The organism is Caballeronia cordobensis, from assembly GCF_001544575.2.
Lineage (GTDB): Bacteria > Pseudomonadota > Gammaproteobacteria > Burkholderiales > Burkholderiaceae > Caballeronia > Caballeronia cordobensis.
In genome coordinates this window covers 247,415-272,563 of the sequence record NZ_FCNY02000010.1, presented here as the reverse complement: position 1 = coordinate 272,563, position 25,149 = coordinate 247,415, and the positions used below count along the sequence as shown (strand labels likewise).

The following is a 25,149-nucleotide window of genomic DNA, read 5'->3' as shown; positions in this document are numbered from 1 at the left end:
ATTAGCCTTACTTGCACAAAAATTCTTTTATGCACAAACTCGTCGGGTGACGATCGGCGACCGGTGCGGGTGCTGCGTCTGCCATACCTCCTCGCGAAGTGTTGCGACCGTCACATAAAAACCCGTTCGACGTCATGAAACCATCGCGCCGTCGTTTCCTGCCAAGCGCGCATAAAAAAATAGGAATACGGAATGGAGACGAAGCACTTGTTTTGCGCCGCCCTGATCGCTTGCGCCTCGCAAGCCCATGCACAGAGCGTCACGCTTTATGGTTTGCTGGATAACAGCATAGAAGTAGCGAACACTGGTGGTGGGACGACTGCGCGCATGGATCCGGGCATGTATCTAGGATCGCGATTCGGCATGCTTGGCAAGGAAGATATTGGCGGCGGCTACTCCATTAATTTCGTCTTGGAGCAAGGCATCCTCACCACAACAGGGGCGGCAAGTATTCCGAACTCGGCCTTCGGCCGCCAAGCTTGGGTCGGACTCGCTAGTCCCTATGGCGAGTTTCGCTTCGGCAGACAGAACTCGCCTGTATATATTCCGGTCTCCGGCGCGCTCGACGCGTTCAACGGCCTGACAATCGGTTCCGGTCTAATCAGTTTTCTTGCAATCGTCCCCCGCGTGAGCAATGCCATCTCCTACCAGTCGCCCGAGATAGCTGGTACCAAGGCGCAGTTGATGATCAGTCTTCGCGATGCGAGCAATTCGTCGCAGAACGGGATCGCGAGTTATCACATCGGCATCCAATACGCGAAAGGGCCGGTAGGTGCGGTAGTCGGCTATCAGCGCGTCGAAGACCCGGTGGGAGTTGTGTGGCCAGGTTCAAGTGCCGGCACAGTCTTGAAAGCGCTTTATGCCGGCGCCTCGTACAATTTTGGCAATATCACCTTCTATCTCGGCTACAACAACAACCGGCAATCGGACACGCCGCTAAACCGTGACGTGTTCACGGCATCGGTGCGCTACATGTTCGATCCGGCGACGTTCTTCTCCTTCGGAGCGGCACATTTGCACGACAAGTCGAACCTAGACAGTAACGCTGATCAGGTCGGCGTGATGCTTAACTATTTCCTTTCCAAGCGGACCAACGTGTACGCTGCCGCATCTTGGATCGAGAACCACAACCGCGCTACCTTCGCCATGAACGGCGCGACGACCGCGGGCATTCCCGTCGCCTATCCGGGCGCCCCCGCACGCGGCGTGCAACTCGGGATGGTGCATACGTTCTGACCTGCCGATTCATGAATCGAGGTTGGGGCCACCGCGTCAATCAGGGAGAATCCCTCTGCTGACCGACCAACGAAAAAAGGCAGATCCAGTCATGGATCTGCCCTGAACCATTCATCCACGAGCTTCTGTCAGGCCACGAAATCCGGCTGGCGCGCCGGCGCCGCGCGTACGAACGCCGGATGATCCGCGGCAAATTCATACACCGCTAGGCTCCGCGCGTAGGGACGGAGATCGCAGCCCATCCGCAAGGCGTTCGAGATTTGCGGCACGAGGCACACATCCGCGAGCGTCGGCTGGTTGCCGAAGCACCACGGTCCGGAATTCTCGCGAGCGAGCATTCGCTCCACACTTTCCATGCCCTCCGCGATCCAGTGACGGTACCAGTCGCTCTTTTGCTGCGCCGTCACGCCCAGTTCCGTCTCCAGGTACCGCAGCACTCGGAGGTTGTTCACCGGATGAATGTCGCAGGCGATCAGCGAAGCGAACTCGAGCACGCGCGCGCGGCTGTGCGTTTGTAACGGAATCAACCGTGGCTCAGGATGAACCTGGTCGAGATAGTCGATGATCGCGATGGACTGACCCAGTGTGAAGCCGTCGTCGACAATAGCCGGCACCGCGGCGGATGGATTTACGTTCGCGATGTAGTCGACGGCGCGGTGCTCGCCCTTGCGTATGTTGACCGGCAGGGTATCGAAAGCGACACCCTTGAGCGCCAGCGCGATGCGCACGCGATATGACGTCGAGCTGTTGAAGAAGCTATGTAATTGCACGGCGGATCCCATGGTCGATGATGACGGATGTCGCGCTACACGACGCGTACGGTCAGTTCGCCGAGGCGTTCCACGCCGACTTTCATCGTGTTGCCCGGCTTGACGGCGCCGACACCTTCCGGCGTGCCAGTGAAGATCACGTCGCCCGGTTCCAGTCGGAAGAATTTCGACAGATATGCGACCGTCTCCGCGACCGACCAGATCAAATGCGACACATCGCTCTTCTGCTTTGTGACGCCGTCGACATCGAGCCAGAGCCCGGCTTGTTCAAAGTGGCCGACGTCGCTCACCGGATGAATCGGGCCGAGCGGCGCAGAACGGTCAAACGCCTTGCCAATTTCCCAGGGACGGCCCATCTCGCGCATCTTCATTTGTAGGTCGCGGCGGGTCATGTCGAGACCGACCGCGTAGCCCCATACGTGACTCAACGAGTTCTCGAGCGTGATGTCTGAGCCGCCCTTGCCGATCACTGCAACCAGTTCGGCTTCGTAGTGATAGTTCCGGGTTTCCGACGGGTACGCAAGTTCGAGGGTCTCGTCATAGCCAACGGGCACGATGGCGTCGGCGGGCTTGCAGAAGAAGAACGGCGGCTCGCGATCGGGATCGAAACCCATTTCGCGCGCATGCGCGGCATAGTTGCGGCCCACGCAATAAACGCGGCGTACGGCAAATTGGGCATCGCGGCCCGCGACAGGAACCGCGACCGGTGCTTCGGGAGGGAAAACGAATGCCATGATGGTATCGACTCGAATGGAAAGAATGGAAGCGCAGTACGCTCGTTGATATGAAGTTCAGTGACGCTCTTCGCGAAGGAGATTGAGTGCGGACAGCACCGGGCGATCCGAGTAGCTGAACAACACGCTCTCCGCGGAGGCATTCAGCCGAACCGGTGCCCACGACGGTGCCACGAACACATCATGCGGTGCGAAGCTGAACACGCGCTCGCCGATGGCCACCTCGCCGTTACCTTCGACGACGCAATACACCGTAGCGTCGGTACTGCGGTAGGTGCGTCCGTTGAAGCCCGCCGGCAGGTACTGCATAAAGGTGGCGATCGTCGGCATCGGCCAACCGCCGGTCGTCGGGTTGACGTAGCGCAGCTTCACGCCATCCCACTCGTCGACTGCTCCGTTGCGATACAGAGTGTCGAGCGCTTCGCGGCTGCGTGCGTAGGGGTAACTAAAGATCGGCGAGGTCGGATCGCTTACGCGATGCCGCACCGGAGCCATGTTGTGCCCGAAGCGCGCAAAGCTCTCGCCTTCCGCGCGTGACACAGGCTGCGTCTTCTCCGGATAGTTCTCGGCGAAGCCTGCGTCAATCTGCGCGAGCAAGGGAATGTCCAGACCGTCGAGCCAAACGACTGGCTCGCCGCCTTCGTCGACCGAGGGATTGCCGTGGTCGTGCCAGGTCCATGACGGCGTGATGATGAAGTCGCCTGGATGCATCGTGGTGCGCTCACCATCAACCGCCGTCCACGCCCCCTTGCCCTCGACGATGAATCGCAGCGCCGACTGCGTGTGGCGATGACTCGGTGCAATCTCGCCGGGTAAAATCAGTTGCAGCCCGGCGTATAGGTTCGGCGTCATGCTCGACTTTCCCGGCAGCCCCGGGTTTTCGAGCACCAGCACGCGCCGCACGGCTTCCTCGGCGCTGATGACGTCGCCCGCCTGCATGACCAGCTCGCGCACTTCGGAATACTTCCAGATGGCGGGCTCGGCCTTCGGCTGCGGCGTCTTCGGCACCAAGTTGTGCAGTGATTCCCACAACGGTGCCATGCGTTGCTGTGCAATCTTTGTGTAGTACGCCGCGCGCGACGCGCGGATCTGTTCCGTGGACATTGCATGTCTCCTTCTGACGTTGGTCGATCGAATGCGACGCGTAGGAACGCCCTGTTCTGCGTCGTGCTCCGCGAAGAATCAGCGACAGTTTCAGTTGTTTAGCCGGCATCAGGCACCGCCCTGCTCCAGCGCCGTGACCGCGTTGCCCTCGACCCGGCGCGCGTGAAGTGCCCATGCGGCGCCAGCGGACACGAGCGCGGGAACGCAGCCGAGCATGAACAGATGCGCGGGATCCCATCGCATTTCGAGCAAAGCGCCGCCAATGAGCGGTCCCATGATGGAGCCGATGCGCCCGACGCCGAACGCCCAGCCGACGCCGGTCGCGCGAATCGCAGTCGGATAGCTGCGCGCCACCAGCGCGTTCGCAGCAATCTGACCACCGACGATGCAGAAACCCGCCGCGAGAATGGCGCAGACCATCACAGAAAAAGCGCCGTGCACATTTAAGCCGAGCAGCAGCACGGCGGCCGACGCCCCCGCATAGACGAGCGACAGCAGCGCGAACGGCCAGCGACGGTCAATAAAGCGCCCGAGCAGCAAGGTGCCCGCCACGCCTCCAACTTGGAATAGGCTGCTGGTCGTCACCGCGCGATCGACAGACAGCCCGCTTTCGCTGAGCAAAATAGGCAGCCAACTCGAAAACAGATACACCTCGAGCAGACTCATGAAGAAGATCAGCCAAAACAGCACTGTCGTGCGCGCACGATCCTTCGAGAACAACTCGGCCACCGATGACCGGGCCGCATCACGCGCATGGCGGATGAACCGGTCGTCGGGATCGATGTCGACGGTTGGCGCGATGCGCGCCAACGCCGCTACGATCCGCTCCCGCGCCATGCCCTTCGCCACCATGTAGTCGAGCGATTCCGGCAGATAGCGCATTAGCACAGGTGTAAGCAACAACGGTGCGATTCCCCCGGCTATCAGCACGCTGCGCCATCCGAAATGGCCGATCAGCGATGCCGCCACCACTCCACCCAGCGCCGCGCCGAGCGAGAACCCGCAGAACATGACCATCACGACCGTGCTGCGAATTCGTGCTGGGGCGTATTCGGACGTCAGCGCGATCGCGTTCGGCATCACGCCGCCAAGACCGAGGCCGGTCAGGAATCGCATGACGAGAAGCGCGCCGACCGAATCGACGCTTGCGGTCAGAAGTGAAAACGCGCCGAACACGACCACGCTCAGGATTAGCCCGATTTTGCGACCACGCCTGTCGGACAGCGAACCGAACAATAGAGCGCCGACCATCAGACCGGCGAGGCTCGCGGCGAACACAGGGCCGAAGGCCGATTTGCTCACATGCCATTCCGCGGCGAGCGCCGGCGCGATGTACGCGATGGCTTGGGTGTCGAAGCCATCGCAGAACACAGCTAGACAGCACAGCAGTGCCACGAGAAAGCGTGTCTTGCCGAATGGGCCTTCGTCGACGAGCCGGGTGATATCGATATGTTGCATACAGTCTCCTGCTCCGCCACGAGCATTGTTTTGACGAGGTGTCGCGACGGCCCGCATCGACTCTTCGACAGCACGCTCTCTCGCAATCACGAACCGATAGTCACATTTCGGCAGACGTCTGTCAATATGGGAATGCGACGATGCATGACTGCATGCATCGTCGCAGACCGATTGAGCCGGGGCTTTAGACTGAGTGAGTTATGCGTCGATGGATCCGACGATACTCACGCGCGTATTCTCGTTATGGTGCGTTACAAACTTCGCGAGTAATCGGAGAAAAGTGGACGCTTCCTCCGCGCTGAACGGCGCAAGCAGCGACTTACGCTCCCGTTCGGCAAACTTTGCGGCCTGGCGCAACGCGTGTTTGCCGTCCGCCGTGATCAGTATTTCGACCTTGCGCGCGTCGAGCGGACTGGGCGATTTCATCGTTAAGCCGCGTTCGGTGAGCAGCTTGATGACGAGCGCAGTGGTCGACCGGTCAAGACCGATCAGGCGCGCGACGCCGATCTGACTCATCGGCCCAGCTACGTTGAGAATATAGAGCACGCCATACTGACTTGGCGTCAGATCGATCGGCGCGCACGCCTCGATGAACATGTCCATCGCAATCTGGTGCGCCCGGCGAATCAAAAAGCCCGGGCGCCGATAGAGTTCATCGAGCGCCGGGTCGGAAGTGGTGGGCGATTGGGCGGTTCTCTTTGTCATTCCGCGTAACGGTTATAAGCTCTGTGCGGAGCAAGTTTAACCTAGCGCTTGCAGCAAGCTCGTCAAGTCTTTCGAACGTTGTTGACACGGCGCCCGGCTCTCACTAATATTCGGCAGACGTCTGTCAATTATCGCCGATGCCAAGAACTGGTGTCGTTCGTGAATCGCACGATTGTGCACGGAGGAGATATGTCAAAGGAATGTGAAGTCGCGGTGATCGGTGCGGGCATTGGCGGATTGACGCTCGCGCTTGCGCTGCACGATGCGGGAATCAGTTGCCGCGTGTATGAAGCGGTGCCAGAGCTTCGTCCGCTCGGCGTAGGCATTAACGTGTTGCCGCATGCCACGAAGGTGCTGGGGCGTCTCGGCCTTAACGAACGGCTGGCTCAAGTCGCAGTGGCAACGAAGGAAGCTGCCTTTTTTAACAGACACGGCCAACTGATTTATCGTGAGCCGTCGGGCGTTGCTGCCGGCTATGCGACACCACAGTTCTCGATTCATCGCGGAGATCTGCAAACCACGCTCTTGGAAGCGGTACGCGAACGCCTCGGTGACGATGCCGTCGTGCTCGATCGCAAGTGCGTTGGTGCATCGAGTTCGGATGACGAAGCCATCGTCAACTTCGTGGATTCGAACGATCGCGCTTACGCCATTAGAGCTTCGGTTGCCGTCGCATGTGACGGCCTGCATTCGGCGCTGCGCAAGCAGTTCTATCCAGATGAAGGGGCACCGCGTTACTCGGGCGTGAACATGTGGCGCGGCGCGGTTCACTGGAAGCCCTTTCTCAGTGGCGCTACGATGGTGCGCGCCGGCGCGCTGGTGCCAGGCGTCGGCAAGATGGTCATTTACCCGATTCGCGACAATGTCGACGAACAGGGCCGTCAGCTCGTGAACTGGGTGGCGGAGATCAATGCGCCACAGCCTGCGCGTCGCGACTGGAATGGTGCGGGCCGCCTCGAGGATTTCTTCCCAGCGTTCGCCGACTGGCACTTCGACTGGCTCGACGTGGCGGCCATGATCGAATCAACGGAAGGCATTTTGCAGTTCCCGATGGTGGATCAAGACCCGCTGCCGCGGTGGACGTTCGGTCGTCTCACGCTGCTTGGCGACGCGGCTCATCCGATGGTGCCGCGTGGTTCCAACGGCGCGGGTCAAGCGATCGTCGATGCGGACGTGCTCAGCGCATATCTCGTTGACATCGGCGTCGGTCCGGAGGCACTTATGGCTTACGACAGGGAACGCGTGAAGGCGACGGGCGAGGTGGTGCTTACCAATCGCAAGGCGCCGCCTGACAAGATCCTGCAAGTGGTGCATGAAAGGACGAATGGGCAGCCGTTCACGTCGCTTGCAGGAATTATCGACGAGGCCGAACTTCAGAGCATTACTGCGAGCTACAAGCAAGTTGCCGGTTATACAGTGAAAGGACTGGAGGCTTCGTCCGGCGCCTAAGGTAAAGCACGACAGGTCCCTCGCTATACGCGAGGGACGCTGCCTTCACTGCCCAGCTGCCTTTACTCGCAGTGCGTTATTGACCGCCTCCACGCCGGGTGTATCACGCGCGGCAGCGACCACGAGCTCTATCTGACCGGCCTCCGGTACCGAACCCCCAAGCGTGATCGTACCGTTTTTCGCGACCACAACGATATTGAGCACGTCGATGCCCTTCACCTTCGCAAGTCGGCTTCGCACGGTTTTCGCGAGCCGTCGATTGGCAAGTCTTGCTTCTCTTGCCGACGGGACCGCGCTGGACGGGGCAACATCCGACGCAACCGCTTCATTACCCTGAGCGCTCACGCCCCCGGTTCCCGCCAGCGAAAGCAGGACAGCCAAGCCGGCGCTCATGTGCTTTCTGTTCATGCGTTATCTCCGACCAAATTAAAACATGTGCCGTACGCCGATTGCGCCGCCCACCGAGGTACCGGCTCCCTCTTTCAGCGCGCCATTGACGGACAGCCCGGTAGTCATCGCGCCGTGATTGTTGACGACGGCTACCTGACCGTACAAGGTGGTGGCCTTTGACAAGTAGTAGTTAATCCCCGCGGATCCGAGCAATGAATGGTTGGCCGTGTTATTGCGGTCGCTAGCGTACCAGACGCCAGCGTTCACATCGATTTCAGGAGTAGCCAGAAAATCGGCGCCTCCGCCCCAGACGTTATTGCTCATTGCGCCAGCGACCTTGTAGCTTGTGTAGGAAGCTTTGACCGTAAGTTTCCCGAAGCGATAGCCTGCGCCGATCATCCGGCCGGCGAATTCAACGGTCGTAGGCACCGGAGTCGAGGCCGCAGTGCCGCCTGCATTACCGTTGTAAATCGAAGCGGCGAGCAGCAGGCTTCCGTTGTCGTATTTCACGCTGGCTGAGTACTGCTGGCCGGCTTGGAAATCGCCTGGCGAGCCACCAAATGCATACATGACGCTCGCCTGCAGACCAGCTATGACTGGGCTGGTGTAAGAGATCGCGTTGGCGTTGGCCAAGCCTGTCCCCACCACGTTGTCAATGTAATGGACGACGCTGGTGCCGAACGGTGCGAGGCCACGTGGATCAAGATCATAGAGAGTCAGAAAGAAGGGGGAGAATTGCAGGCCCATCTTCAAGTTGCCTATATCGCTGCGCAACTGCATCCAGGCTTGCCGACCGAAAAAATTGCCATTGGAGCTGTTGTACCCCCCGTTGGTCATGTTAATGCCGCTTTCCAGATCGAAATCGAGCTTTAATCCCCCGCCAAGATCCTCGGTGCCCTTCAAGCCGAATTGCGAAGGGGAAAGACCGCTATCAATCAACGCAAATTTCTTTCCTGTACTATTCCCCGATGAATCAATCGATTTACTAGAGTAGAAAAATCCGCTATCCACAATCCCATACAGCGTGACATTGCTTTGTGCTTCAGCATGCGTACTGCACACGCAAACACCTAAGGCGGTCGCCACGTGCGCCGCCGATTTCCTCTTTAACATCGACCGTCTCCTCCTGTATATGCGTTACAAGATTGGTCTTATCTTTTTCACTTGATTAAGGCAGGCTTGGTTGATTTCCGAAGTGGATGGATGGCTTGCTCCACCTGTCCAGCGAGACAGACGGCGATTCGATTCTATGGGTGCGCGCGTTGATAAACCATTCGCTACGCTCTAAGGTTCGATACAAATCCGGTCTATATCGCGAGCCTTCGAAGGCCAAAAAACGCTTCCGGGACTCACGTTGCAACGTGAGCCAGGAAGCGTCGAATGGTGACCGGATGAATGTCTATTGGCTACAGCGCGAGATATCCGCCGTCGACGGCGATTTCCGCCCCAGTAACGAATGAAGACTGATTGGAGAGCAACCAAACCACGGCGTCTCCGACCTCGTGGGGCGACCCGAGACGGCCGATCGGATGTCGCGATTCGAGCTGCGGCAACAGGTCCGAGAACTGCGGCTGACTAATGAGCGACTCAATCATCGGCGTGCGGATAATTCCCGGTAAGACCGCATTCACACGAATCCCGCGAGCACCGTATTCGACCGCCGCGCTTTTCGTCACGCCGAGAACCGCAGCCTTAGATGCGCAGTATTCCGCCGCGTTCGGAATCGCCACACGGCCGAGACCCGACGACGTATTGACAATTGCGCCGCCGCCGGACTTCAGCATCGCCGCGATCTCATGCTTGAGGCAGAGGAAGACGCCCTTCAGGTTAACGTCCATCACGACGTCCCACTGCTCCTCGGTCATCTCATGCAGCGCCGCATTGCGCTGTTCGACGCCCGCGTTGTTGAACGCCCCGTGAATGCGTCCGAACTTGGTCACGGCACGCTCGACCAGCGCCGCAACGTCGGTTTCCCGCGCCACGTTCGTCTTGACGGCCATTACCTGCACGCCAGAGCGCTTCAGGTACTCCGCGGTTTCCTGCAGGCCCTCTTCATCGAGATCGGCCAGCGCGAGTGAAGCGCCCGCCTCGCCCAATGCGTACGCCGCCGCACGCCCGATCCCACGCGCGGCGCCCGTGACGATGATGGCCTTGCCATCCAATGGATGTTGCATTTCATCCTCCGGGTTAACGGGCTAGTGCATCTGAGGAGCAAAGACAGGGGAGAGGTCGGTATAAATGCGGTAATCGTCGATGCGGCCGTCCTCGGCATGATGCAAGATCACGGAGCACGGCACTTCGATAGCACCGCCATCGTGCCGGGTGTAGACCGTTCTGAAGCGCAATACGGTCGTTTCTTCGATTTCCCATTTGCCCGTCATTTCGTGGTTCAGTCCGGCAATGCTCGCGTAGAAGCCGCTGACACCCTCCTCCACCTCACGCTTTCCCTTCAACGGCGTGGCATTGGCGAACTGGAATACCACGTCATCTGCGAGATTCGAGAGGAAGCCTTGCACGTTCTTCGCGTCGATATCGGTGAACATTGCTTCGATATTGCAGCGCATATCTGTCTCCTTTCTTGTAATTGCTTGCCGCGGTCGGGCGATCGTTCAAACCTGCGTTGTAGCATCCTCGCGAATGCGTCGCAGCGTGGTGCGAACGGCGTCTAGGTAGGCTTGCTCCATGCCTGCTGCGAATTCCGCTTCCTTCTTACTACCCGGCTCCTCGCCCTCGAGCACAATATCGAACGTGAAGCGCAGCGATAGCGTGCCGTCAGCATCTTCCTCAATGATGTTCTTGATCTGTCCTTTCGCATGTCCCGAGAGGCGCACGAACTCGACGCGCTCCTGCGGGAAGAACAGGATCAGCTCGCGCAGGGTTTCCCCATGGAGCACGACTTCACGAATTAAACGGTCCGGCTTCTGTTCGACGATGTCGCACTTCTCGATGGCTTCAACGTACGGCACGGCGTTCTCCGCCTTGCGGACCAGACCTTCCCACACTTGCTGACGATTGAGACGAACCTTTTCGGAACCGTCTGCAGGATTGACTTCCAGCTTGCGGCTGACGCTGATCATTACTGTCTCCTTTGAGTGAAATATGGTTCTGCAGCGATGGACACGTTCCATGCACTGGATTTGATTCTAGGTGGGCCATGCTGGAACAACCATTGGCATGGCCAATATTCAGCTATCGATCTCATTTATTCGCGACTTGTGTGGTTATTCGGCTCCGCGGCACCATCCCGGCTTGCATCTTCGGCTCGTATAAATGGCATCGAACGTGCGCTATCAACCTCGTTATATGGACTCGTCAATCAAGCGCTTCGACAATCATTACATCGCCGCATCGCAAGACTGCTACTTCGAGTGCGACCGGCCGATACGGACATAGAACGAAATAGATCAGAGACACATCATCAAAGCGAAGCTGGAAAAGAAAGCTCAGCCACTTCGCTTCTGAAACAGGAGAAACACATGTCAGCGTCCCAATCCGGGCAGCTGAAGACGGTTGCGATCACCGGCGCCGCGTCCGGTATCGGTGCGCACACCGCTCGCCTGCTTATCGCACAGGATATCGAGGTCATTGCACTCGATCGTCACGCACCCGACTTCGACGTCACCCGTTTCATCCAGATCGATCTTGCCGACCCTCTATCGATCGACGCCGCCGCCGCTCAATTGCCCGGCACGCTCGACGGGTTGTGTAATGTCGCGGGCGTTCCCGGCAACGCGGGAGGCGACATCGTTGCCCGTGTGAACTATCTCGGCCTGCGCCGGCTCACTGAAGCCGTATTGCCAAAGCTCCGCGCAGACGGCTCCATCGTCAATGTGGCTTCTACGGCCGGCCAAAACTGGCAGGCGCGGCGCGCGCTTCACGTCGAGCTCGCGGCCACCCGCGACTTCACCGAAGGTCTGCAGTGGCTCGAACAGCATCCGGTCCCGGACGCGGGTGCCTATGCGTACTTCAAGGAAGCGCTGATCGTCTGGACCATGGCGCGCGCCACGACCCTGCGCAGTGCCACTGGCATCCGCATGAACTGCATCAGCCCGGGGCCGACCGACACGCCGATCCTGAAGGACTTCCGTGCATCACTCGGTGCTGCGAACGTCGACGACGCGATTCGCCGTGCAGGCGGGGTCGGCACGCCGGAAGCGATGGCGCCCGCAATTGTCTTCCTGCTGCAGGCGCAAAGCGCCTGGATCAATGGCGTGAATCTGCCGGTCGACGGGGGCTTGGTCGCCTCCCGCATTCTCGACCCCGTCTGAGCTTGCTCGCTCCTGTCGCCTAATCACTCTAATCAAGGTTGAAAAGAATGTTCCTCAAGAATTCATGGTATGTGGCTGGCTGGAGCAACGAGATCCAGCGCTCTCTGACGCAACGCTGGATTATCGGCGAGCCGCTTGTGCTGTATCGCACTCAGGCAGGCAAGGTTGTCGCGTTGACGGACCGCTGTCCGCACCGGCGCGCGGCGCTCTCCAAGGGCAATCTGATTGGCGATACCGTGCAATGCGGCTATCACGGCGTCACGCTCGATTGCAGCGGCGCGTGCGTGGCCATTCCGGGCCAGCAGCAGATTCCTCCTTCCATGAAGGTCCGCACTTATCCGGTGGTCGAAAAGTGGCAATGGATCTGGGTCTGGATGGGCGACCCCGAGGCCGCAGATGAATCGCTGATTCCTGATTTCCGCTACAACAGCGAGCCGGGCTGGGTCTCAACCGGCGGTTGCATCGACGTGAAGGCGAACTATCAGCTTCTCACCGACAACCTGCTGGACCTCACCCACGAGACGTATGTGCATACGCGAACCATCGGTACCAACGAGATCGTCGAAACGCCGATGACACAGCGTGTCGAGGGCAACGAAGTGCATGTGCAACGAATCATCAAGAACGCCCCGCCGCCGCCCCTGTTCTCGCGCGTTCGCAAGCTCGAGGGCAACATCGACCGCTGGCAGGTCATTCGCTTCCAGCCGCCGGCCAGCGTGACCATCGATGCGCGCGCCTATCCGGCAGGCACCGACGATCTCGAACGCGGCTTGCGCTGGTTCTCCGTCAACACGATCACGCCCGTCGACGCGCGCACGAGCAAGTACTACTGGACCATTACGCGCTGCTTCGCCCAGGACGACGCGGAGGTCACGAAGACGATTCATGACTCGATCTACACCACGTTCATGGAAGACGTCGAGGTTCTGGAAGCTCAGCAGATCATGATCGACACCGACGATTCGATGAAGGCCGAAGTTGGCGTGCGCGCGGACGGCGGCTCGGTTGCGGCACGCCGGATCGTCGAAAAGCTGGTTAAGCAACAATCGACCGCGCTGGCGTCGTGAGTGGGCCGCGTCAGTCAGGCGGCGGTTAGGTGATACCCGGGAGTAAAGCGTATGAAAGACAGTCAACAGCTAGTCGTCTCCGAAGTGCTGCAGGCGACGGCTCGCATCCGCCGCTTTGTTCTGCGCCATCCGCAGGGCGATGCGTTGCCCGCCTTCGAGGCAGGCGCGCATCTCGATGTATCGATTCCCCTCGCGACCGGCGACCTGGCGGTGCGATCGTATTCCATCGCGAGTTCGCCCGCGGACTGCAGCCACTATCTGCTTGGCGTCTTACGCGAGGACGCGGGAAAGGGCGGGTCCGCTGCAATGCACGGACGCGTGCAGGCCGGGCAGCTGTTGACATGCAGCCTTCCGAAGAATCACTTTCCGCTCGTGCCGGAATCGCCCCATTACCTTTTGGTAGCAGGGGGCATAGGCATTACGCCGATCCTTTCAATGGTACGTGTCCTTGCCGCTCAGGCGCGCACGTTCAGCATCCACTATTGCGTGCGCAGCGCAGATGACGCGGCGTTTGTCGACGAATTGAAGGCCCTTGCCGGCGACAAGCTGACACTCCATTGCGACGGCGGTGACCCCACCCGTGGCGTGGACCTTGACCTCCTGCTGCGCAATGCGCCTGCGGGCGCGGACGTCTATGTATGCGGTCCCCGAGGACTGAACGAAGCCGTAATCGGCGCGGCACGGCGTGCGCATTGGCCGGACGAACGAATCCACTTCGAGTTCTTCGGCGCAGCGGCCCCCGCCGACGGTGACGCCGCCTTTCGAGTCGTCCTTCAGCAAAGCGGGCAGACGGTCGAGGTAGCAAGCGACGAGTCGATTCTCGATGCGCTAATCCGCCAGGGGGTCGAACCGATTTACGACTGCAAGCGCGGCGAGTGCGGCCTATGCGCGACTACGGTCATCGAAGGCGAGGTCGACCATCGCGATTACGTGCTTTCTCCCGATGACAAAACCAGCCGCAAGCAAATGTGCGTGTGCGTGTCCCGGGCACGGTGCGGCGACCTGACACTGGACTTGTAATCAAGGAAACAATGAAATCGAACCATCAAACCCTGTTGCGCGACCGCGCTTATGTTGGTGGCGAATGGGTCGCCTCCCTGAGCGGCGAGACCTTCGAGGTCCGCAACCCAGCCACCGGCGAACTCGTCGGCACCGTGCCACACATGTCGGCCGAGGATGTCGAGCACGCCATCACGAGCGCGCAACGTGCATTCGACGAGTGGAGCGAGCGCACGGCCACAGAGCGTGCCGGGCCGCTTAGAAAGTGGGCGCGTCTCATTGTTGACCATGCGGACGAACTCGCAGCGATCCTGACGAGCGAACAGGGCAAGCCGTTGTCGGATGCGAAGAACGAGGTGATTTTCGCAGCGTCCTTCGTCGAATGGTTCGCGGAAGAAGCGCGTCGGACCTACGGCGACACTATTCCTGCTGCGCGCCGCAACATGAGTTTTACGACGGTGAAGGAGCCGATCGGCGTGACCGCGGGCATCACGCCGTGGAACCTGCCCTCTGCGATGGTTACCCGCAAGGCCGCGCCCGCGCTCGCCGCTGGCTGCACGATGGTGCTCAAACCCGCCGAGCACACGCCGCTGTCCGCACTCGCGCTGTGCGCACTCGCTGAACGCGCGGGGATTCCGCCAGGCGTGCTCAACGTCGTCACTGCTGACCGCAGCGCGGCCGAGGCGATCGGACGGACGCTGACCTCCAGCGAGGCAGTTGGCAAATTGAGCTTCACGGGATCGACCTCAGTTGGCAAGATCCTCTCCGCGCAATGCGCGGCGACGATGAAACGGGTATCGCTCGAACTCGGCGGCAATTCGCCGTTCATCGTTTTTGCCGATGCCGACCTCGACGTCGCCGTGTCCAGCGCACTGTTCGCCAAGTTCCGCAATGCTGGCCAGACGTGCATCGCGCCGAATCGCTTTCTGGTCGAAGCTTCTGTGCACGACGAGTTCGTCGCGCGCATGCTCAAGGCGATGGAATCGCTCAAACTTGGCGACGGCACAGAGGCTGGCGTTACGCTCGGCCCGGTCATCAGCGAGGAGGCGCTTCGCAAGATCGAGCGGCATGTCGAAAACGCGCTGGAACTCGGTGCATCTCTTCTTGCCGGCGGCAAGCGTGCGCAGCGCAAGGGAAACTTTTTCGAGCCCACCCTGATGAGCGGCATCACCGAGTCCATGGCGATGTCGTGCGAGGAGACCTTCGGGCCAGTGCTGGCACTCGCCACTTTCAGCGACGAGCGCGAATTGATCGCACGCGCCAACGCCACGCGCATGGGCCTCGCATCCTACCTGTTCAGCCGTGACGCTTCGCGCATCTACCGCGTGTCGCGTGCATTGCACGCGGGCATCGTCGGCATCAATACTGGCATGATCGCAACCGAAGTCGCACCGTTCGGCGGTTACAAGGAATCAGGGGTTGGCCGGGAAGGTGCGCGTGAAGGCATCGACGAGTTCATGGAGACAAAGTTCCTCTGCCAGGCATTCTCCGCCTGACGTCATTCGATAACCCGCAGCAAGACGCATCGCTAAGCACTTCTAGCTCGTTGAACATTCATGCCATGGGTGCACTGCACCCATTGGCTTAGGCCTGGTAGCGAGGTTCGTCACCCATGTCTGACGGCTGGAAGGGCTTGGCAAGAACTTCGAGGTCGCGGTCGCCTGACATCTCTCGGCCACCTGACATCGGTTTTGAGATTTCCTTGCGAAAGAGGTCGACAATCAACGACCGGAACCAACGATTTGCTGGGTCGTGATGGTAACGGTCGTGCCAGTACAGCGCGATCTCAAACGCTTCGAGTCCGAGAGGCTCGGGCCGGTACGTCAATGGAAAATGACGGCTCAACGTGGCGGCGAGGATTTCGGGCGCTACCCAAATGAGATCCGAACTCAGTAGGCAATGTGGCGCGGCAAGGTACTGCGGGATGCGCACTTTTATGCGGTTCTTGGCCCCTGCTTCAAACAATGCCCGTTCGAGCAACAGATGCCCGCTGCCGCCGTATTCGACCAGCAAATGATCAAGCTGACCGAATGCATGCGCGTCCAGCGTTCCGTGTGCGAGCGGATGACCCTTTCGCATCACGCAGACATAACGTTGCTTGAAAAGCGGCTTACGGTGAATGTCCTGCTCTAGCGTTGGCAGATAACCCACCGCCACATCAATCCGCCCGTTACCGAGCGCTGGAATCGTGTCTTCGATGCGCGTGAACATCGTATGCAGTTTGATGTCGGGCGCTGTGCGTTGGAGCTCTCGATAGAGCATCGGCAACAGGACGACCTCGCCGATGTCACGTGTCCTAATGGTGAACGTTCGCTCTGATTTCTCGGGCCGAAAGGGCTGTGGCACGCCTGTCGTGCCGCGCACAAGGTTGAGCGATTCGATCAATGGCCCGGCTAGCTCCAGCGCCACTGCGGTCGGCTCCATCCGCCTTCCGACAAGCACAAAAAGCTTGTCTCCGTACGTTTCCCGTAACCGTTTGAGCGACGCACTGACGGCAGCCTGCGTCAGCCCGAGATTCTCGGCCGCTGCCGTGACGGACCGATCACGCCACATGGCCTCGAAAACGTAAAGCAAATTGAGGTCTTTCATTTCTGCCAGCCGTCTCTCACTTGAAATGCTCGACTCGTTGCAGCTATTAATCCAGTTTATAGACGACCGGCGGCAGGCATGCACTGGGGTTTACACGTCTGCGCCGAAGTTTCCGCTCAGACCGGCCTTCGGCGGACTATAAATCACATTTATCCAATTGAATAAGCGCCGCTTCCTCGACGGCGTTCAACCTCACGATCAGAATTTCGTCAAACGCATCAGATCGATAAAGAAGGAGACAACGGCATGAAGACAGTGGGAATGATCGGCCTAGGGCAACTCGGCCTCCCCGTAGCGTCCAATCTTGTCCAGGCCGGAGCGCGTGTATTGGGCGTTGCACGGGGCAGCATGCAGGAATTCCGCAATATAGGCGGCTTTGCCATTGCCGATCCGGCGACCCTTCTGCGCGAGGCAGACATCGTGCTGCTCTGTCTGCCTGGTGAGAAGGCACAGCTCGAGGTACTCGACGGCGAGCACGGACTCCTGCAAGCGGGCGTGCGAGGCAAGATTGTCGTTGAACTCGGCACGTACGGCCTTGCATTCAAGCTCGAGATGGAACAGCGCCTGCGGGACGCCGGCCTTGATTTGCTCGAATGCGAAGTGAGCGGCTCACCGCCGATGGTGCTGCAGAAGAAGGCGGCACTCTTCGTCGGCGGATCAAAGGATCTCTACGCTCGCTGCAAGGACGTGCTCGATCTGATCGCGCCGACCCAGTTCCACCTCGGACCGATCGGCGCCGCGCTGAGCATGAAGCTGATCGCGAATGCGCTCCTCGCAGTGCATACCCTCGCGGCGGCTGAAGCGATGAATCTCGGCGTGCGCGCGGGCATCGATCCGCATGTGCTGGTGGAGGCGATCGGCAAAAGCGCGGGCGCCTCGACCATGTTCAACATCCGCGCTCCGATGATGGCGGACCGGCGCTTTGAGCCCGCGCCAGGCCCCTTCACGGCGTTGGAGAAGTATTTACATCTTGCCTCTGAAATGGCGGGCGAGACCGGCAGCGCCATGCCGCTCTTTTCAGCCGCTGCACCGTACTTTCGCCGTGCCGTCGACCAGGGCATCGGGCAGAAGGACATCTCAGCGGTCATCACATTACTCGAGCAAGAGTCCAGAAACGCGTGAGGATATTTCATGATCATCGAGCAACGAACCTACACCCTTAAGCCCGGAACCGTGCAACCGTTCCTCGCGCTCTATCAGTCCGACGGACTTGACGTGCAAGCCGAAGCGCTCGGCAACTTGGTCGGGTATTTCGTCACAGAAACCGGCGAGCTTAACCGTGTCGTACAGCTGTGGGGCTTCGAGACCTTCGAGGACCGCCTTCAACGCCGCCGGGCGCTGTCGCAGTCCGAGGCGTGGCGGGCTTTTCTCACAAAAGCCGGGTCATATGTAATCGAACAGCGCAGCGAACTGCTGATGCCTGCGCCCTTCTCTCCTATCCGCTGAGGCCGACATGATCCACAGCCTGAACCACATAGGACTGATCGTCCCTTCGCTCGAAATCGGTCGAGCTTTCTATGAATGCGCCGGCCTCGAGACCCACATGTCCGAAGGCCATCTGGTTTGTCGTTGCGAAGGTCGCGACCAGGACCAAGTCCGTCTCATTCAAGGTCCGAAGAAGCGCCTCGCTTATGTATCGTTCGGCACGCCAAAGGGTGGCCTTGCGGAACTCCGCGCGCGGCTCGAAGCGGCTGACGTTCAACTGCACGATGCGCCTTTTGCCGTGCCCTTCGACGGCATCTGGTTCAAGGATCCGGACGGCGACTGGATCAACGTGCAGGAGGCCGACGATGTGCCCTCGACGTTGCCCGCCCCGGTAGAAGTGAATTCACCGCAGCGCTACCGTCGCCTCGGCGTGCGGGCATGTGATGCAACGTCGTCGCAAAAGCGCACGCGTCCGCGCCGTCTCGGGCACCTCATCAAGTTCTCGCCGGACGTCGACCGTGCCGTACGTTTCTATACCGACGTGCTCGGCCTGCTGATTTCCGACCGTGCTTTGGACATCATCGCGTTCATGCGCTCGCCATTCGGTGGGGATCATCATATGCTCGGCATCGCCAAATCGTCGCATACCGGCTTACATCACATGAGCTTCGAGGTGAGCGACATCGACGAGATCGAAATGGGCGCTCAGCACTTGCTCGCCTCCGGATACCGCGACGGATATGGCCTCGGACGGCACGGCGCCGGATCGAACTACTTTCACTACATTCGCGACCCGTGGAACAGCATGATCGAATACTTTTGGGATATCGACGTGATTCCCGAAGGCGCGGACTGGACACCGATGGGTTCGACGGAGAATGAAGTACGGGCCGTACTCGAAGCAGTCTGGTCGGGCATGCCGGCGCCCAAGGAATTCATCATGAACTTTGAAGAACCCGATTGATCGCGCTGTCTTGCGTCCCCCACGACTGTCACCTGAATCTTCGAAGCGACCATGAGCGACCTTCAGACCGTTCTGCGAAACATGCTCAACAAGACGTTCTACGTTGCGTTGCGCAAGCCACTCGATCTTAAGCGCGTGGCCGATGTGCTACCGCGCCATATCGAGTGGATGCTTGAGGCCGAGCGTACCGGCGAAGTCTTCCTCTCGGGGCCGTTCACCGGCGACGGCCCGCCCGGTTCGCAAGGGGGCATGAGCATACTGCGCGCGCCCTCGATCGAGGAAGCGCAGCGCCTTATTGCACAAGATCCCTTCATCGCCGAAGGCGTGTTCGAAGCGGAGTTGAGGCCGTGGCTTTTGATGGAAGGAAGCCTCAACTGCACGATCACCCTGTCAAACCAGAGAGCCAGCATCGACTGAGAGCATGTGATGACTTATCAGCTTTTCACCTACATCGACTCGTCAGGCGCCACCTGTCCGGGTCTCCTGCATCGCGGACAACACTTCAGCCTCCGGGCCCTCAACTCTGCATGGGCGGGTCCTGCGCTTTTCGATCGCTCGGACGCCGGTATCGATGAACTGATCGGAAACTGGGCGGGCGCTCGCGCGCAACTGGAGGCCCTGGTCCAGGCGTTGGACAACGCCGCCTTTGACAGTGCGCCCGCGCGGCTTCAGGCGGACGCCCTCTCGTTCGACGCACCGGTCACCCGCCCCGGTGTCATTTACGCATGCGGCGCAAACTATCGGGACCACGTGGAGGCCATGGCGCGCGCATTCAACATGCGCATCACGCTCGACCCACGCGGGGACGGCATTCCGCCCTGGCATTTCATCAAAGCCGGACGCGGCACGCTAGCGGGTCACCGCCAGAAAGTCAGGTATCCGGGCCACACGCAGTTGCTGGACTGGGAAGCGGAGCTCGCAGTGATCATCGGCAAGCGCGCGGACAACGTCGCGGTCGAAAACGCCCTAGACTACGTGGCGGGCTACAGCATCGCGAACGATCTATCGGCGCGGGATAACCTTAAGCGCGACAAGGTGGACGAATCGTCGCCGTTCCGTTTCGACTGGATCGGCCACAAGTGCTTTACCGGCGCATGTCCTCTCGGACCTTACTTCACGCCAGCCCAGTTCGTGGCATCGCCGGAAAAGCTCGGCATCAAGCTCTGGCTCAACGATGCGATCAAGCAGGACTCGAATACATCAAATCATCTCTACTCCGTGGCCGACCAGATTGCTTACCTGAGCCAGCGGATGACGTTGTTTCCCGGCGATATTCTGTTGACCGGCACCCCGGCCGGCGTTGGCATGGAAACTGGGACGTTCCTCAAGCGCGGCGACGTCATGAAGGTATGGATCGAGGCGCTCGGCGAACTCGAGACGACAATCGTCTGATAATACTACGCGGACTGCGTCAATCTGGCGCCTCCGCATTTATGTGGCCGACATTTCGTGCCTGCGCCGTAAATCGAACATCCGATCCGTGCGGCGAACCTCGCATCACGAGCGGCAGCTGCCGCGATATGGAGAGATCGATGAACGACTGGAAACATTCCCTGCGAAAGACGGTTGAGTATTGGCTTTCGCCGTCCCCTGCTGCGCTCGTGCGCATACTGCGGTTTAAGAATCGTGGACGCACGAACGAGTGCTTCGTGAAGGTCATAACCTCGGAAAGCGGCAGGGCTGCGGAAATGTACTTCTTTCGGCACGATGACGGCACCTGGCGCGTCTTCCCACCGCGCCGCTCATTCCCATCTCTGACCTATCCCAGATTCGCGTAGCGCCGGATCCGCGGACGCCTCGCCCGGTACAGCATGCTCGTTTTACAGGGATTCCATATGGATTTCCTGGTCAAGCCGACCACAGTCGATTTGGCCGCTTCATGTTGTACCCCGCTTTTCTTTGAGGTCTGGTGTGTAGAGCGCTATAACCGCCTGCGACTCTTGGTCTGAAGGAGCCGGAGCGTCGATGTGAGCGCGGTCGAATCAATACTGTATCGTCGCGGGTCGTTACGGGCTTCCATCCGGGCGCCGATATTTGGGTGCGCAATCGGAAGTCGATAACTCATCGAGGCCTTTCCGCCGTAGCAGCCTTTCCACGGCTTGCGTCTGTTCGCCTTTCAGAGTTGAACAGGCTCAATGAGACCGCTGCGGCGACGAGTTCACAGGCGGCGAAGAGGCCCAAGGCCATCTCAAATCCATGGGCGAGGATCACGCCGAAGAGCAGACTACCGAGGCCGAATCCGACGAACAACGTGAAGACGTTGAGCCCCATTGCTTGTCCCGGGCGTTGACCGCCAAGAGAAGTAACAATGCCGCCGAAAAGCGGCTGCGTCATGTCATATCCGAGCGAAAGGATCATCGCGACGAGCGGAATGGCCTGCACTGGCACGCTCATGCAAAGGGCAGCCGCTCCCAGCGCGCTCAGGGCCAGACCGAGCGGAACGATTCGCGCGCGGCCATACCGGTCCGCCAGCCGTCCGATAAACGGCCCCAGCAGGAAACCGGGAACCCCGTATCCGAGCAAGGCGAGGCCGACATGCACGGCATCAAGCCGATAGCGCTGTTCCAGATATACCGCGAGCCAAGTAAAGACGCCGGAGTGAAACATCGAGTTCACCAGCACATAGCCGTAGGTGCGTCGAGCGCGAGCATTGCGGAGCAGCTGCCTGTATCCAGAAAAAACGTCGGGAAGCTTTATGGTTTGTGGTGGTGTCGCCGCTGCAAGGAATCTGCGATAAGGAAGCAGCACAAGCAGAAGCATGGCACCGACAAGTCCCACCATGACGAACAGTCCGCGCCAGCCAATGAGCGGCATGAGCAAGGCACCGCAGGGGGAACCGAACGCCATGCCACCTGCCATCGCGCCAAAAAGCCAGCCTAGCGGCCGCCCACGCTGTTCGTAGGGAAAGGCGCGGCCGACTAGGACGAGTGCAAGAGGCACGACGCCGCCTGCGCCGAGGCCCGTCGCGATTCGCCAGGCCGCAAGCTGATCGACACTCGTTGCGCTCGCGCTCAGGAGCGTGAGTCCTGCGAATGCGGCGAGCGACCCGTACAACACGCGATGGATGCCGGCCCAATCCGCAACCAATCCGTAGATCAACGTCGCGACACCGTACGGAATAAGATAGGCCGGCACGATGTGAGCGACAGCTGTTTGTGGTGCCGCGAAGATGTGCGAAAGCGCTGGCACGATAGGGGCAACCATGTAAGCCTGGAAGAAGATCACGAACGTGACACCGGCCAGCCTTCGTAGCAAAGCTTCACGTTCGACGGGAGATCCTACATAGGAGGCAGTGTTCATGACGATGAGACTCCTGCATGGTTGCGGCGGGGGCAGGCTCTTACAGACCCAGATCGCTCAGTCCGGGGTGGTCGTCGGGTCTGCGCCCTAGCGGCCAGAAGAACTTCCGTTCACTCTCCTTGATGGGCAGGTCGTTAATGCAGGCATAGCGGTGATGCATAAGCCCGTCGGCGCCGAATTCCCAGTTTTCGTTGCCGTAAGAGCGATACCAGTTCTGCGCGTCGTCGTGCCACTCGTATGCAAAGCGAACGGCAATGCGTGCGCCCTCATATGCCCACAATTCCTTGATAAGACGGTAGTCGAACTCGCGTTGCCATTTGCGCGTAAGCAGTGCCACGATCGCAGTGCGACCCGTAGCGAACTCTGCTCGATTGCGCCACACGCTGTCCGCGCTGTACGCAAGCGATACCTTCTCAGGATTGCGCGAATTCCATCCGTCCTCTGCAAGACGCACCTTCTCAATGGCGGTTTCCAGCGAAAAGGGCGGAAACGGCGGCCGCGCTGCGTCGACATCTTTCATGATCGATTCCTTTCTAAGGGTGAGGACTTGAGCCTAGTCGCTAAGGGACGAGCAGTATTGTCAAACGTCGAGCAGCAGACGATCCCCACCGCCCGAGCTGGGATGTGCAGGCACGGCGCAGCAGATCAACGCCTCGTCCTCCGGCACCTTGAATTCTGGACTTGCAGTGTAGGCCACTGCGCCTTCAACAATGCGCGTCCGGCAGCTTCCGCAACTGCCGCTCCGGCAACCATAGTCTGGTGCCAAGCCACGTGCTTCGGCCAGTTCAAGCAGAGATCCGGAGTCCGGCTGCCAGCGCGCTTCCTTTCCGGTCCTCACGAACGCGACGGGCGTCGGCTTATCTGCCGGCGCGCGCAAGGATACGCTCAACGTCGCATCGGTGCGCCGTTTAACGCCGGACGGACCGAAGGCTTCCACGTGGATGCGGGCGTCTGCGACGTTGAGGTCGCGCAGCCCGTCATAAATCGACCGCATGAAACCCGCTGGCCCGCACAGATAAAAGTCGTAGTCGTCAAAGGGAAGCGTCGCACGCAGCAAATTCATATCAACACGTCCCGCAACGTCAAAGTCTTCGCCCTCGCGCGCGTCGCTCGGGTCTGACAGCGCGCGTACGACCTTCACTGCACCATCGGCGGAAGCCACTAGACGGCTGATCTCCTCGCTGAACGCACGGTCCTTGATTGAACGCGCCGAGTGTATGAACCACGTCTTGCGAATTCCGCGCTTGCGTAGGCCTTCGTAGACGATGTGACGTAACATGGCGAGCATCGGCGTTACACCAACACCGGCGGCAAGCAACACTGCGGGCCGGCGTTCGAGTGCATCGACCGTGAATTGGCCCGCCGGGGCACGCGCCTCAATCACGTCGCCATTGCGCAAGGTGTCGTGCAGATATGATGAGACGCTTCCTTCTCGCTTCACGCTTATTCGGTAAAAGCCGTCCGACGGCGCACTCGACAATGTGTAATTGCGCGGAATCGGCGTGCCATCGCTCACGATACTGACACGAATCGGCAGATGCTGACCCGCTAGGTGCGGAATCAGCCCAGCACCGTCGATCGGTTCCAAATGAAAGGACCGGATCACTGCGCTTTCGTCGACGATCTTCGCAACCCTGAAAGGGCGCCATGAACGCGCGAGGTCTGAGGCCCTTAGTCGGCTCGCTGCATCATCCCAACTCCCTGTCATAAGCGAGTTGGGCGACCAACCGCTCGTCTGGAACTTCCAGCGCAACGGCAACGCGCCGCGGCGGTGAATCACTCTGCGCGGCTTGAATCGCCACAGCCTTTCGGCGCCCTGAAAAGCAGCGATCTCTGGCGACTCGAGATCGACCTCTGCGTCACCTGCCATTTGCAGGACATCGCCGGTTTCGAAGTCGGTGAATAGCAAGCCGGCGCGGGGATTGACCAGAAAATTGCCAAGCGTCGCGAAGAACAGATTGCCAGCGAAGTCGGGAATAGTCAGCACACCGTCATCGCCGATGCGCACAAACCCCGCCTTCCCGCCTCGATGCGAAACATCGACCTGGCGCGCGTCGCCATCGCCTTGATACGAGGCGACAAACAACGTGTCGGCGCTTGATATCATCTCGTGGGCGCGGTCGTCGATGCGATCGTATTCTATCGGCGCCGTCTCCGAGAAGACATCCGGATCCCGCACGAACTCAAAGTCGCGCAACTGGATGTATTGCGGACAATTGCCGAAACTTTGCACGACTTCAAGATCGAATGCGCGCGCGGCCCGCTGGCGGATCACGCCATTCAGCCGATTGCGTCGGCGAGTGTGCAGCTCGATACCGAGCAGCCCGAGCGCCGCGCCGTCACCGATGCCACCGGCGGCTGGATCATTAGGATCGAACGCGGCATCGATAGAAAGGATCCGATCGGTAGGCGAACGCATGAAGCCCGGTCGCCCGCACCCGTAGGACGCCCACACGTCACCATCGTTTGCTACTGCGCCGACGACGATGAAGGGAAGTTGGGAAAAGAAGCTTCGGTGCTGTTCGGGCATGTGATCCCGGACGAAACGCCGGCCCACGCTGTCCATCTTCTGCATTACACCGACCTTCTCTTGTAGTTGTAGTTCGCCCGGATGCCAGGGCGAGCCGATTCGGCTCGATACAGAACTCACGATCTATCTCCTCGATCGAAAATGCGCGTTCGATGTTGCAA

25 protein-coding genes are annotated in these 25,149 nt (G+C 59.8%); 11 read left to right on the top strand and 14 right to left on the bottom strand.

Annotated elements, in window-relative coordinates; genetic code table 11:
* The first annotated feature begins 192 nt into the window (after positions 1-192).
* A complete protein-coding gene (locus AWB70_RS21235; RefSeq protein WP_053572507.1) occupies positions 193-1,236 on the top strand; it encodes a porin in 1,044 nt (347 codons plus the stop codon).
* Positions 1,237-1,364: 128 nt separating this feature from the next.
* On the opposite strand, the gene maiA is transcribed toward AWB70_RS21235, so the two are convergent.
* The 5 genes from maiA to AWB70_RS21210 all read right to left on the bottom strand — a co-directional run bounded on the left by maiA (position 1,365) and on the right by AWB70_RS21210 (position 6,007).
* Positions 1,365-2,006: a maleylacetoacetate isomerase gene (maiA, locus tag AWB70_RS21230; protein WP_053572606.1), complete on the bottom strand. Its 642-nt coding sequence runs from the start codon at positions 2,004-2,006 to the stop codon at positions 1,365-1,367.
* Between the two features lie 35 nt (positions 2,007-2,041).
* Positions 2,042-2,740 carry a fumarylacetoacetate hydrolase family protein gene (locus tag AWB70_RS21225; protein ID WP_053572506.1) on the bottom strand — a complete coding sequence of 233 codons (699 nt, stop codon included), beginning with the start codon at positions 2,738-2,740 and terminating at the stop codon, positions 2,042-2,044.
* 57 nt (positions 2,741-2,797) lie between these two features.
* On the bottom strand, positions 2,798-3,844 hold the full coding sequence (gtdA, locus tag AWB70_RS21220; protein WP_053572505.1) for a gentisate 1,2-dioxygenase: 1,047 nt from the start codon (positions 3,842-3,844) through the stop codon (positions 2,798-2,800).
* Positions 3,845-3,952: 108 nt separating this feature from the next.
* A complete protein-coding gene (locus tag AWB70_RS21215; RefSeq protein ID WP_053572504.1) occupies positions 3,953-5,302 on the bottom strand; it encodes an MFS transporter in 1,350 nt (449 codons plus the stop codon).
* A gap of 198 nt (positions 5,303-5,500) precedes the next feature.
* The gene (locus AWB70_RS21210) at positions 5,501-6,007 is read right to left on the bottom strand and encodes a MarR family winged helix-turn-helix transcriptional regulator (RefSeq protein ID WP_053572503.1); all 507 of its coding nucleotides are present in this window, start codon (positions 6,005-6,007) and stop codon (positions 5,501-5,503) included.
* Positions 6,008-6,196: 189 nt separating this feature from the next.
* Here AWB70_RS21210 and AWB70_RS21205 point away from each other — a divergent pair, with 189 nt between their 5' ends.
* Positions 6,197-7,456, top strand: coding sequence for a flavin-dependent oxidoreductase (locus AWB70_RS21205; RefSeq protein WP_053572502.1), 1,260 nt, complete (start codon positions 6,197-6,199; stop codon positions 7,454-7,456).
* Between the two features lie 45 nt (positions 7,457-7,501).
* Here AWB70_RS21205 and AWB70_RS21200 read toward each other — a convergent pair whose 3' ends face one another.
* The 5 genes from AWB70_RS21200 to AWB70_RS21180 all read right to left on the bottom strand — a co-directional run bounded on the left by AWB70_RS21200 (position 7,502) and on the right by AWB70_RS21180 (position 10,923).
* Entirely contained in the window at positions 7,502-7,864 is a 363-nt protein-coding gene (locus tag AWB70_RS21200) for a BON domain-containing protein (RefSeq protein WP_053572501.1), read from the bottom strand.
* 18 nt (positions 7,865-7,882) lie between these two features.
* Positions 7,883-8,959, bottom strand: coding sequence for a porin (locus tag AWB70_RS21195; RefSeq protein ID WP_053572500.1), 1,077 nt, complete (start codon positions 8,957-8,959; stop codon positions 7,883-7,885).
* A 293-nt stretch (positions 8,960-9,252) separates the two neighbouring features.
* Complete coding sequence (locus AWB70_RS21190) at positions 9,253-10,020, bottom strand: SDR family NAD(P)-dependent oxidoreductase (RefSeq protein WP_053572499.1); 768 nt, start codon at positions 10,018-10,020, stop codon at positions 9,253-9,255.
* Between the two features lie 21 nt (positions 10,021-10,041).
* A complete protein-coding gene (locus AWB70_RS21185) occupies positions 10,042-10,410 on the bottom strand; it encodes a nuclear transport factor 2 family protein (protein ID WP_053572498.1) in 369 nt (122 codons plus the stop codon).
* 45 nt (positions 10,411-10,455) lie between these two features.
* On the bottom strand, positions 10,456-10,923 hold the full coding sequence (locus AWB70_RS21180; RefSeq protein WP_053572497.1) for an SRPBCC family protein: 468 nt from the start codon (positions 10,921-10,923) through the stop codon (positions 10,456-10,458).
* 399 nt (positions 10,924-11,322) lie between these two features.
* On the opposite strand from AWB70_RS21180, the gene AWB70_RS21175 reads away from it, so the two are divergent.
* From AWB70_RS21175 to AWB70_RS21160, 4 genes are read left to right on the top strand one after another with little or no spacing between them, the layout of a single operon-like run.
* Entirely contained in the window at positions 11,323-12,114 is a 792-nt protein-coding gene (locus AWB70_RS21175; RefSeq protein ID WP_053572496.1) for a coniferyl-alcohol dehydrogenase, read from the top strand.
* A gap of 47 nt (positions 12,115-12,161) precedes the next feature.
* Positions 12,162-13,181: an aromatic ring-hydroxylating dioxygenase subunit alpha gene (locus tag AWB70_RS21170; RefSeq protein ID WP_053572495.1), complete on the top strand. Its 1,020-nt coding sequence runs from the start codon at positions 12,162-12,164 to the stop codon at positions 13,179-13,181.
* A 51-nt stretch (positions 13,182-13,232) separates the two neighbouring features.
* Positions 13,233-14,201, top strand: a complete 969-nt coding sequence (locus AWB70_RS21165) for a PDR/VanB family oxidoreductase (RefSeq protein WP_053572494.1) — start codon at positions 13,233-13,235, stop codon at positions 14,199-14,201.
* An 11-nt stretch (positions 14,202-14,212) separates the two neighbouring features.
* A complete protein-coding gene (locus tag AWB70_RS21160; RefSeq protein ID WP_053572493.1) occupies positions 14,213-15,676 on the top strand; it encodes an NAD-dependent succinate-semialdehyde dehydrogenase in 1,464 nt (487 codons plus the stop codon).
* A gap of 88 nt (positions 15,677-15,764) precedes the next feature.
* On the opposite strand, the gene AWB70_RS21155 is transcribed toward AWB70_RS21160, so the two are convergent.
* The gene (locus tag AWB70_RS21155) at positions 15,765-16,769 is read right to left on the bottom strand and encodes a LysR family transcriptional regulator (RefSeq protein WP_053572492.1); all 1,005 of its coding nucleotides are present in this window, start codon (positions 16,767-16,769) and stop codon (positions 15,765-15,767) included.
* Between the two features lie 222 nt (positions 16,770-16,991).
* Between AWB70_RS21155 and AWB70_RS21150 the strand changes: the two genes are divergently transcribed.
* Genes AWB70_RS21150 through AWB70_RS21130 form a run of 5 tightly spaced genes read left to right on the top strand, consistent with a single transcriptional unit; the run spans position 16,992 to position 20,550 of the window.
* Positions 16,992-17,891: an NAD(P)-dependent oxidoreductase gene (locus AWB70_RS21150; protein ID WP_327349837.1), complete on the top strand. Its 900-nt coding sequence runs from the start codon at positions 16,992-16,994 to the stop codon at positions 17,889-17,891.
* 9 nt (positions 17,892-17,900) lie between these two features.
* On the top strand, positions 17,901-18,215 hold the full coding sequence (locus AWB70_RS21145; RefSeq protein ID WP_053572490.1) for an NIPSNAP family protein: 315 nt from the start codon (positions 17,901-17,903) through the stop codon (positions 18,213-18,215).
* A 7-nt stretch (positions 18,216-18,222) separates the two neighbouring features.
* Positions 18,223-19,158: a VOC family protein gene (locus AWB70_RS21140; protein ID WP_053572489.1), complete on the top strand. Its 936-nt coding sequence runs from the start codon at positions 18,223-18,225 to the stop codon at positions 19,156-19,158.
* A gap of 51 nt (positions 19,159-19,209) precedes the next feature.
* Positions 19,210-19,575 (top strand): YciI family protein, encoded by a 366-nt coding sequence (locus tag AWB70_RS21135; RefSeq protein WP_053572488.1) that lies wholly within the window; start codon positions 19,210-19,212, stop codon positions 19,573-19,575.
* Between the two features lie 9 nt (positions 19,576-19,584).
* Complete coding sequence (locus AWB70_RS21130; protein WP_053572487.1) at positions 19,585-20,550, top strand: fumarylacetoacetate hydrolase family protein; 966 nt, start codon at positions 19,585-19,587, stop codon at positions 20,548-20,550.
* A gap of 669 nt (positions 20,551-21,219) precedes the next feature.
* Here AWB70_RS21130 and AWB70_RS21120 read toward each other — a convergent pair.
* From AWB70_RS21120 to AWB70_RS21110, 3 genes are read right to left on the bottom strand one after another with little or no spacing between them, the layout of a single operon-like run.
* Positions 21,220-22,458 carry an MFS transporter gene (locus AWB70_RS21120; protein ID WP_053572485.1) on the bottom strand — a complete coding sequence of 413 codons (1,239 nt, stop codon included), beginning with the start codon at positions 22,456-22,458 and terminating at the stop codon, positions 21,220-21,222.
* 40 nt (positions 22,459-22,498) lie between these two features.
* A complete protein-coding gene (locus AWB70_RS21115; RefSeq protein WP_053572484.1) occupies positions 22,499-22,978 on the bottom strand; it encodes a nuclear transport factor 2 family protein in 480 nt (159 codons plus the stop codon).
* A 60-nt stretch (positions 22,979-23,038) separates the two neighbouring features.
* Complete coding sequence (locus AWB70_RS21110; RefSeq protein ID WP_053572483.1) at positions 23,039-25,108, bottom strand: 2Fe-2S iron-sulfur cluster-binding protein; 2,070 nt, start codon at positions 25,106-25,108, stop codon at positions 23,039-23,041.
* Positions 25,109-25,149 lie beyond the last annotated feature (41 nt).

Coding starts and splice junctions, on each gene's coding strand:
- AWB70_RS21235 (WP_053572507.1), top strand. CDS start 193: ATGGAGACGAAGCACTTGTTTTGCGCCGCCCTGATCGCTTGCGCCTCG.
- AWB70_RS21225 (WP_053572506.1), bottom strand. CDS start 2,740: ATGGCATTCGTTTTCCCTCCCGAAGCACCGGTCGCGGTTCCTGTCGCG.
- gtdA (WP_053572505.1), bottom strand. CDS start 3,844: ATGTCCACGGAACAGATCCGCGCGTCGCGCGCGGCGTACTACACAAAG.
- AWB70_RS21215 (WP_053572504.1), bottom strand. CDS start 5,302: ATGCAACATATCGATATCACCCGGCTCGTCGACGAAGGCCCATTCGGC.
- AWB70_RS21210 (WP_053572503.1), bottom strand. CDS start 6,007: ATGACAAAGAGAACCGCCCAATCGCCCACCACTTCCGACCCGGCGCTC.
- AWB70_RS21205 (WP_053572502.1), top strand. CDS start 6,197: ATGTCAAAGGAATGTGAAGTCGCGGTGATCGGTGCGGGCATTGGCGGA.
- AWB70_RS21200 (WP_053572501.1), bottom strand. CDS start 7,864: ATGAACAGAAAGCACATGAGCGCCGGCTTGGCTGTCCTGCTTTCGCTG.
- AWB70_RS21195 (WP_053572500.1), bottom strand. CDS start 8,959: ATGTTAAAGAGGAAATCGGCGGCGCACGTGGCGACCGCCTTAGGTGTT.
- AWB70_RS21190 (WP_053572499.1), bottom strand. CDS start 10,020: ATGCAACATCCATTGGATGGCAAGGCCATCATCGTCACGGGCGCCGCG.
- AWB70_RS21185 (WP_053572498.1), bottom strand. CDS start 10,410: ATGCGCTGCAATATCGAAGCAATGTTCACCGATATCGACGCGAAGAAC.
- AWB70_RS21180 (WP_053572497.1), bottom strand. CDS start 10,923: ATGATCAGCGTCAGCCGCAAGCTGGAAGTCAATCCTGCAGACGGTTCC.
- AWB70_RS21175 (WP_053572496.1), top strand. CDS start 11,323: ATGTCAGCGTCCCAATCCGGGCAGCTGAAGACGGTTGCGATCACCGGC.
- AWB70_RS21170 (WP_053572495.1), top strand. CDS start 12,162: ATGTTCCTCAAGAATTCATGGTATGTGGCTGGCTGGAGCAACGAGATC.
- AWB70_RS21165 (WP_053572494.1), top strand. CDS start 13,233: ATGAAAGACAGTCAACAGCTAGTCGTCTCCGAAGTGCTGCAGGCGACG.
- AWB70_RS21160 (WP_053572493.1), top strand. CDS start 14,213: ATGAAATCGAACCATCAAACCCTGTTGCGCGACCGCGCTTATGTTGGT.
- AWB70_RS21155 (WP_053572492.1), bottom strand. CDS start 16,769: ATGAAAGACCTCAATTTGCTTTACGTTTTCGAGGCCATGTGGCGTGAT.
- AWB70_RS21145 (WP_053572490.1), top strand. CDS start 17,901: ATGATCATCGAGCAACGAACCTACACCCTTAAGCCCGGAACCGTGCAA.
- AWB70_RS21140 (WP_053572489.1), top strand. CDS start 18,223: ATGATCCACAGCCTGAACCACATAGGACTGATCGTCCCTTCGCTCGAA.
- AWB70_RS21135 (WP_053572488.1), top strand. CDS start 19,210: ATGAGCGACCTTCAGACCGTTCTGCGAAACATGCTCAACAAGACGTTC.
- AWB70_RS21130 (WP_053572487.1), top strand. CDS start 19,585: ATGACTTATCAGCTTTTCACCTACATCGACTCGTCAGGCGCCACCTGT.
- AWB70_RS21120 (WP_053572485.1), bottom strand. CDS start 22,458: ATGAACACTGCCTCCTATGTAGGATCTCCCGTCGAACGTGAAGCTTTG.
- AWB70_RS21115 (WP_053572484.1), bottom strand. CDS start 22,978: ATGAAAGATGTCGACGCAGCGCGGCCGCCGTTTCCGCCCTTTTCGCTG.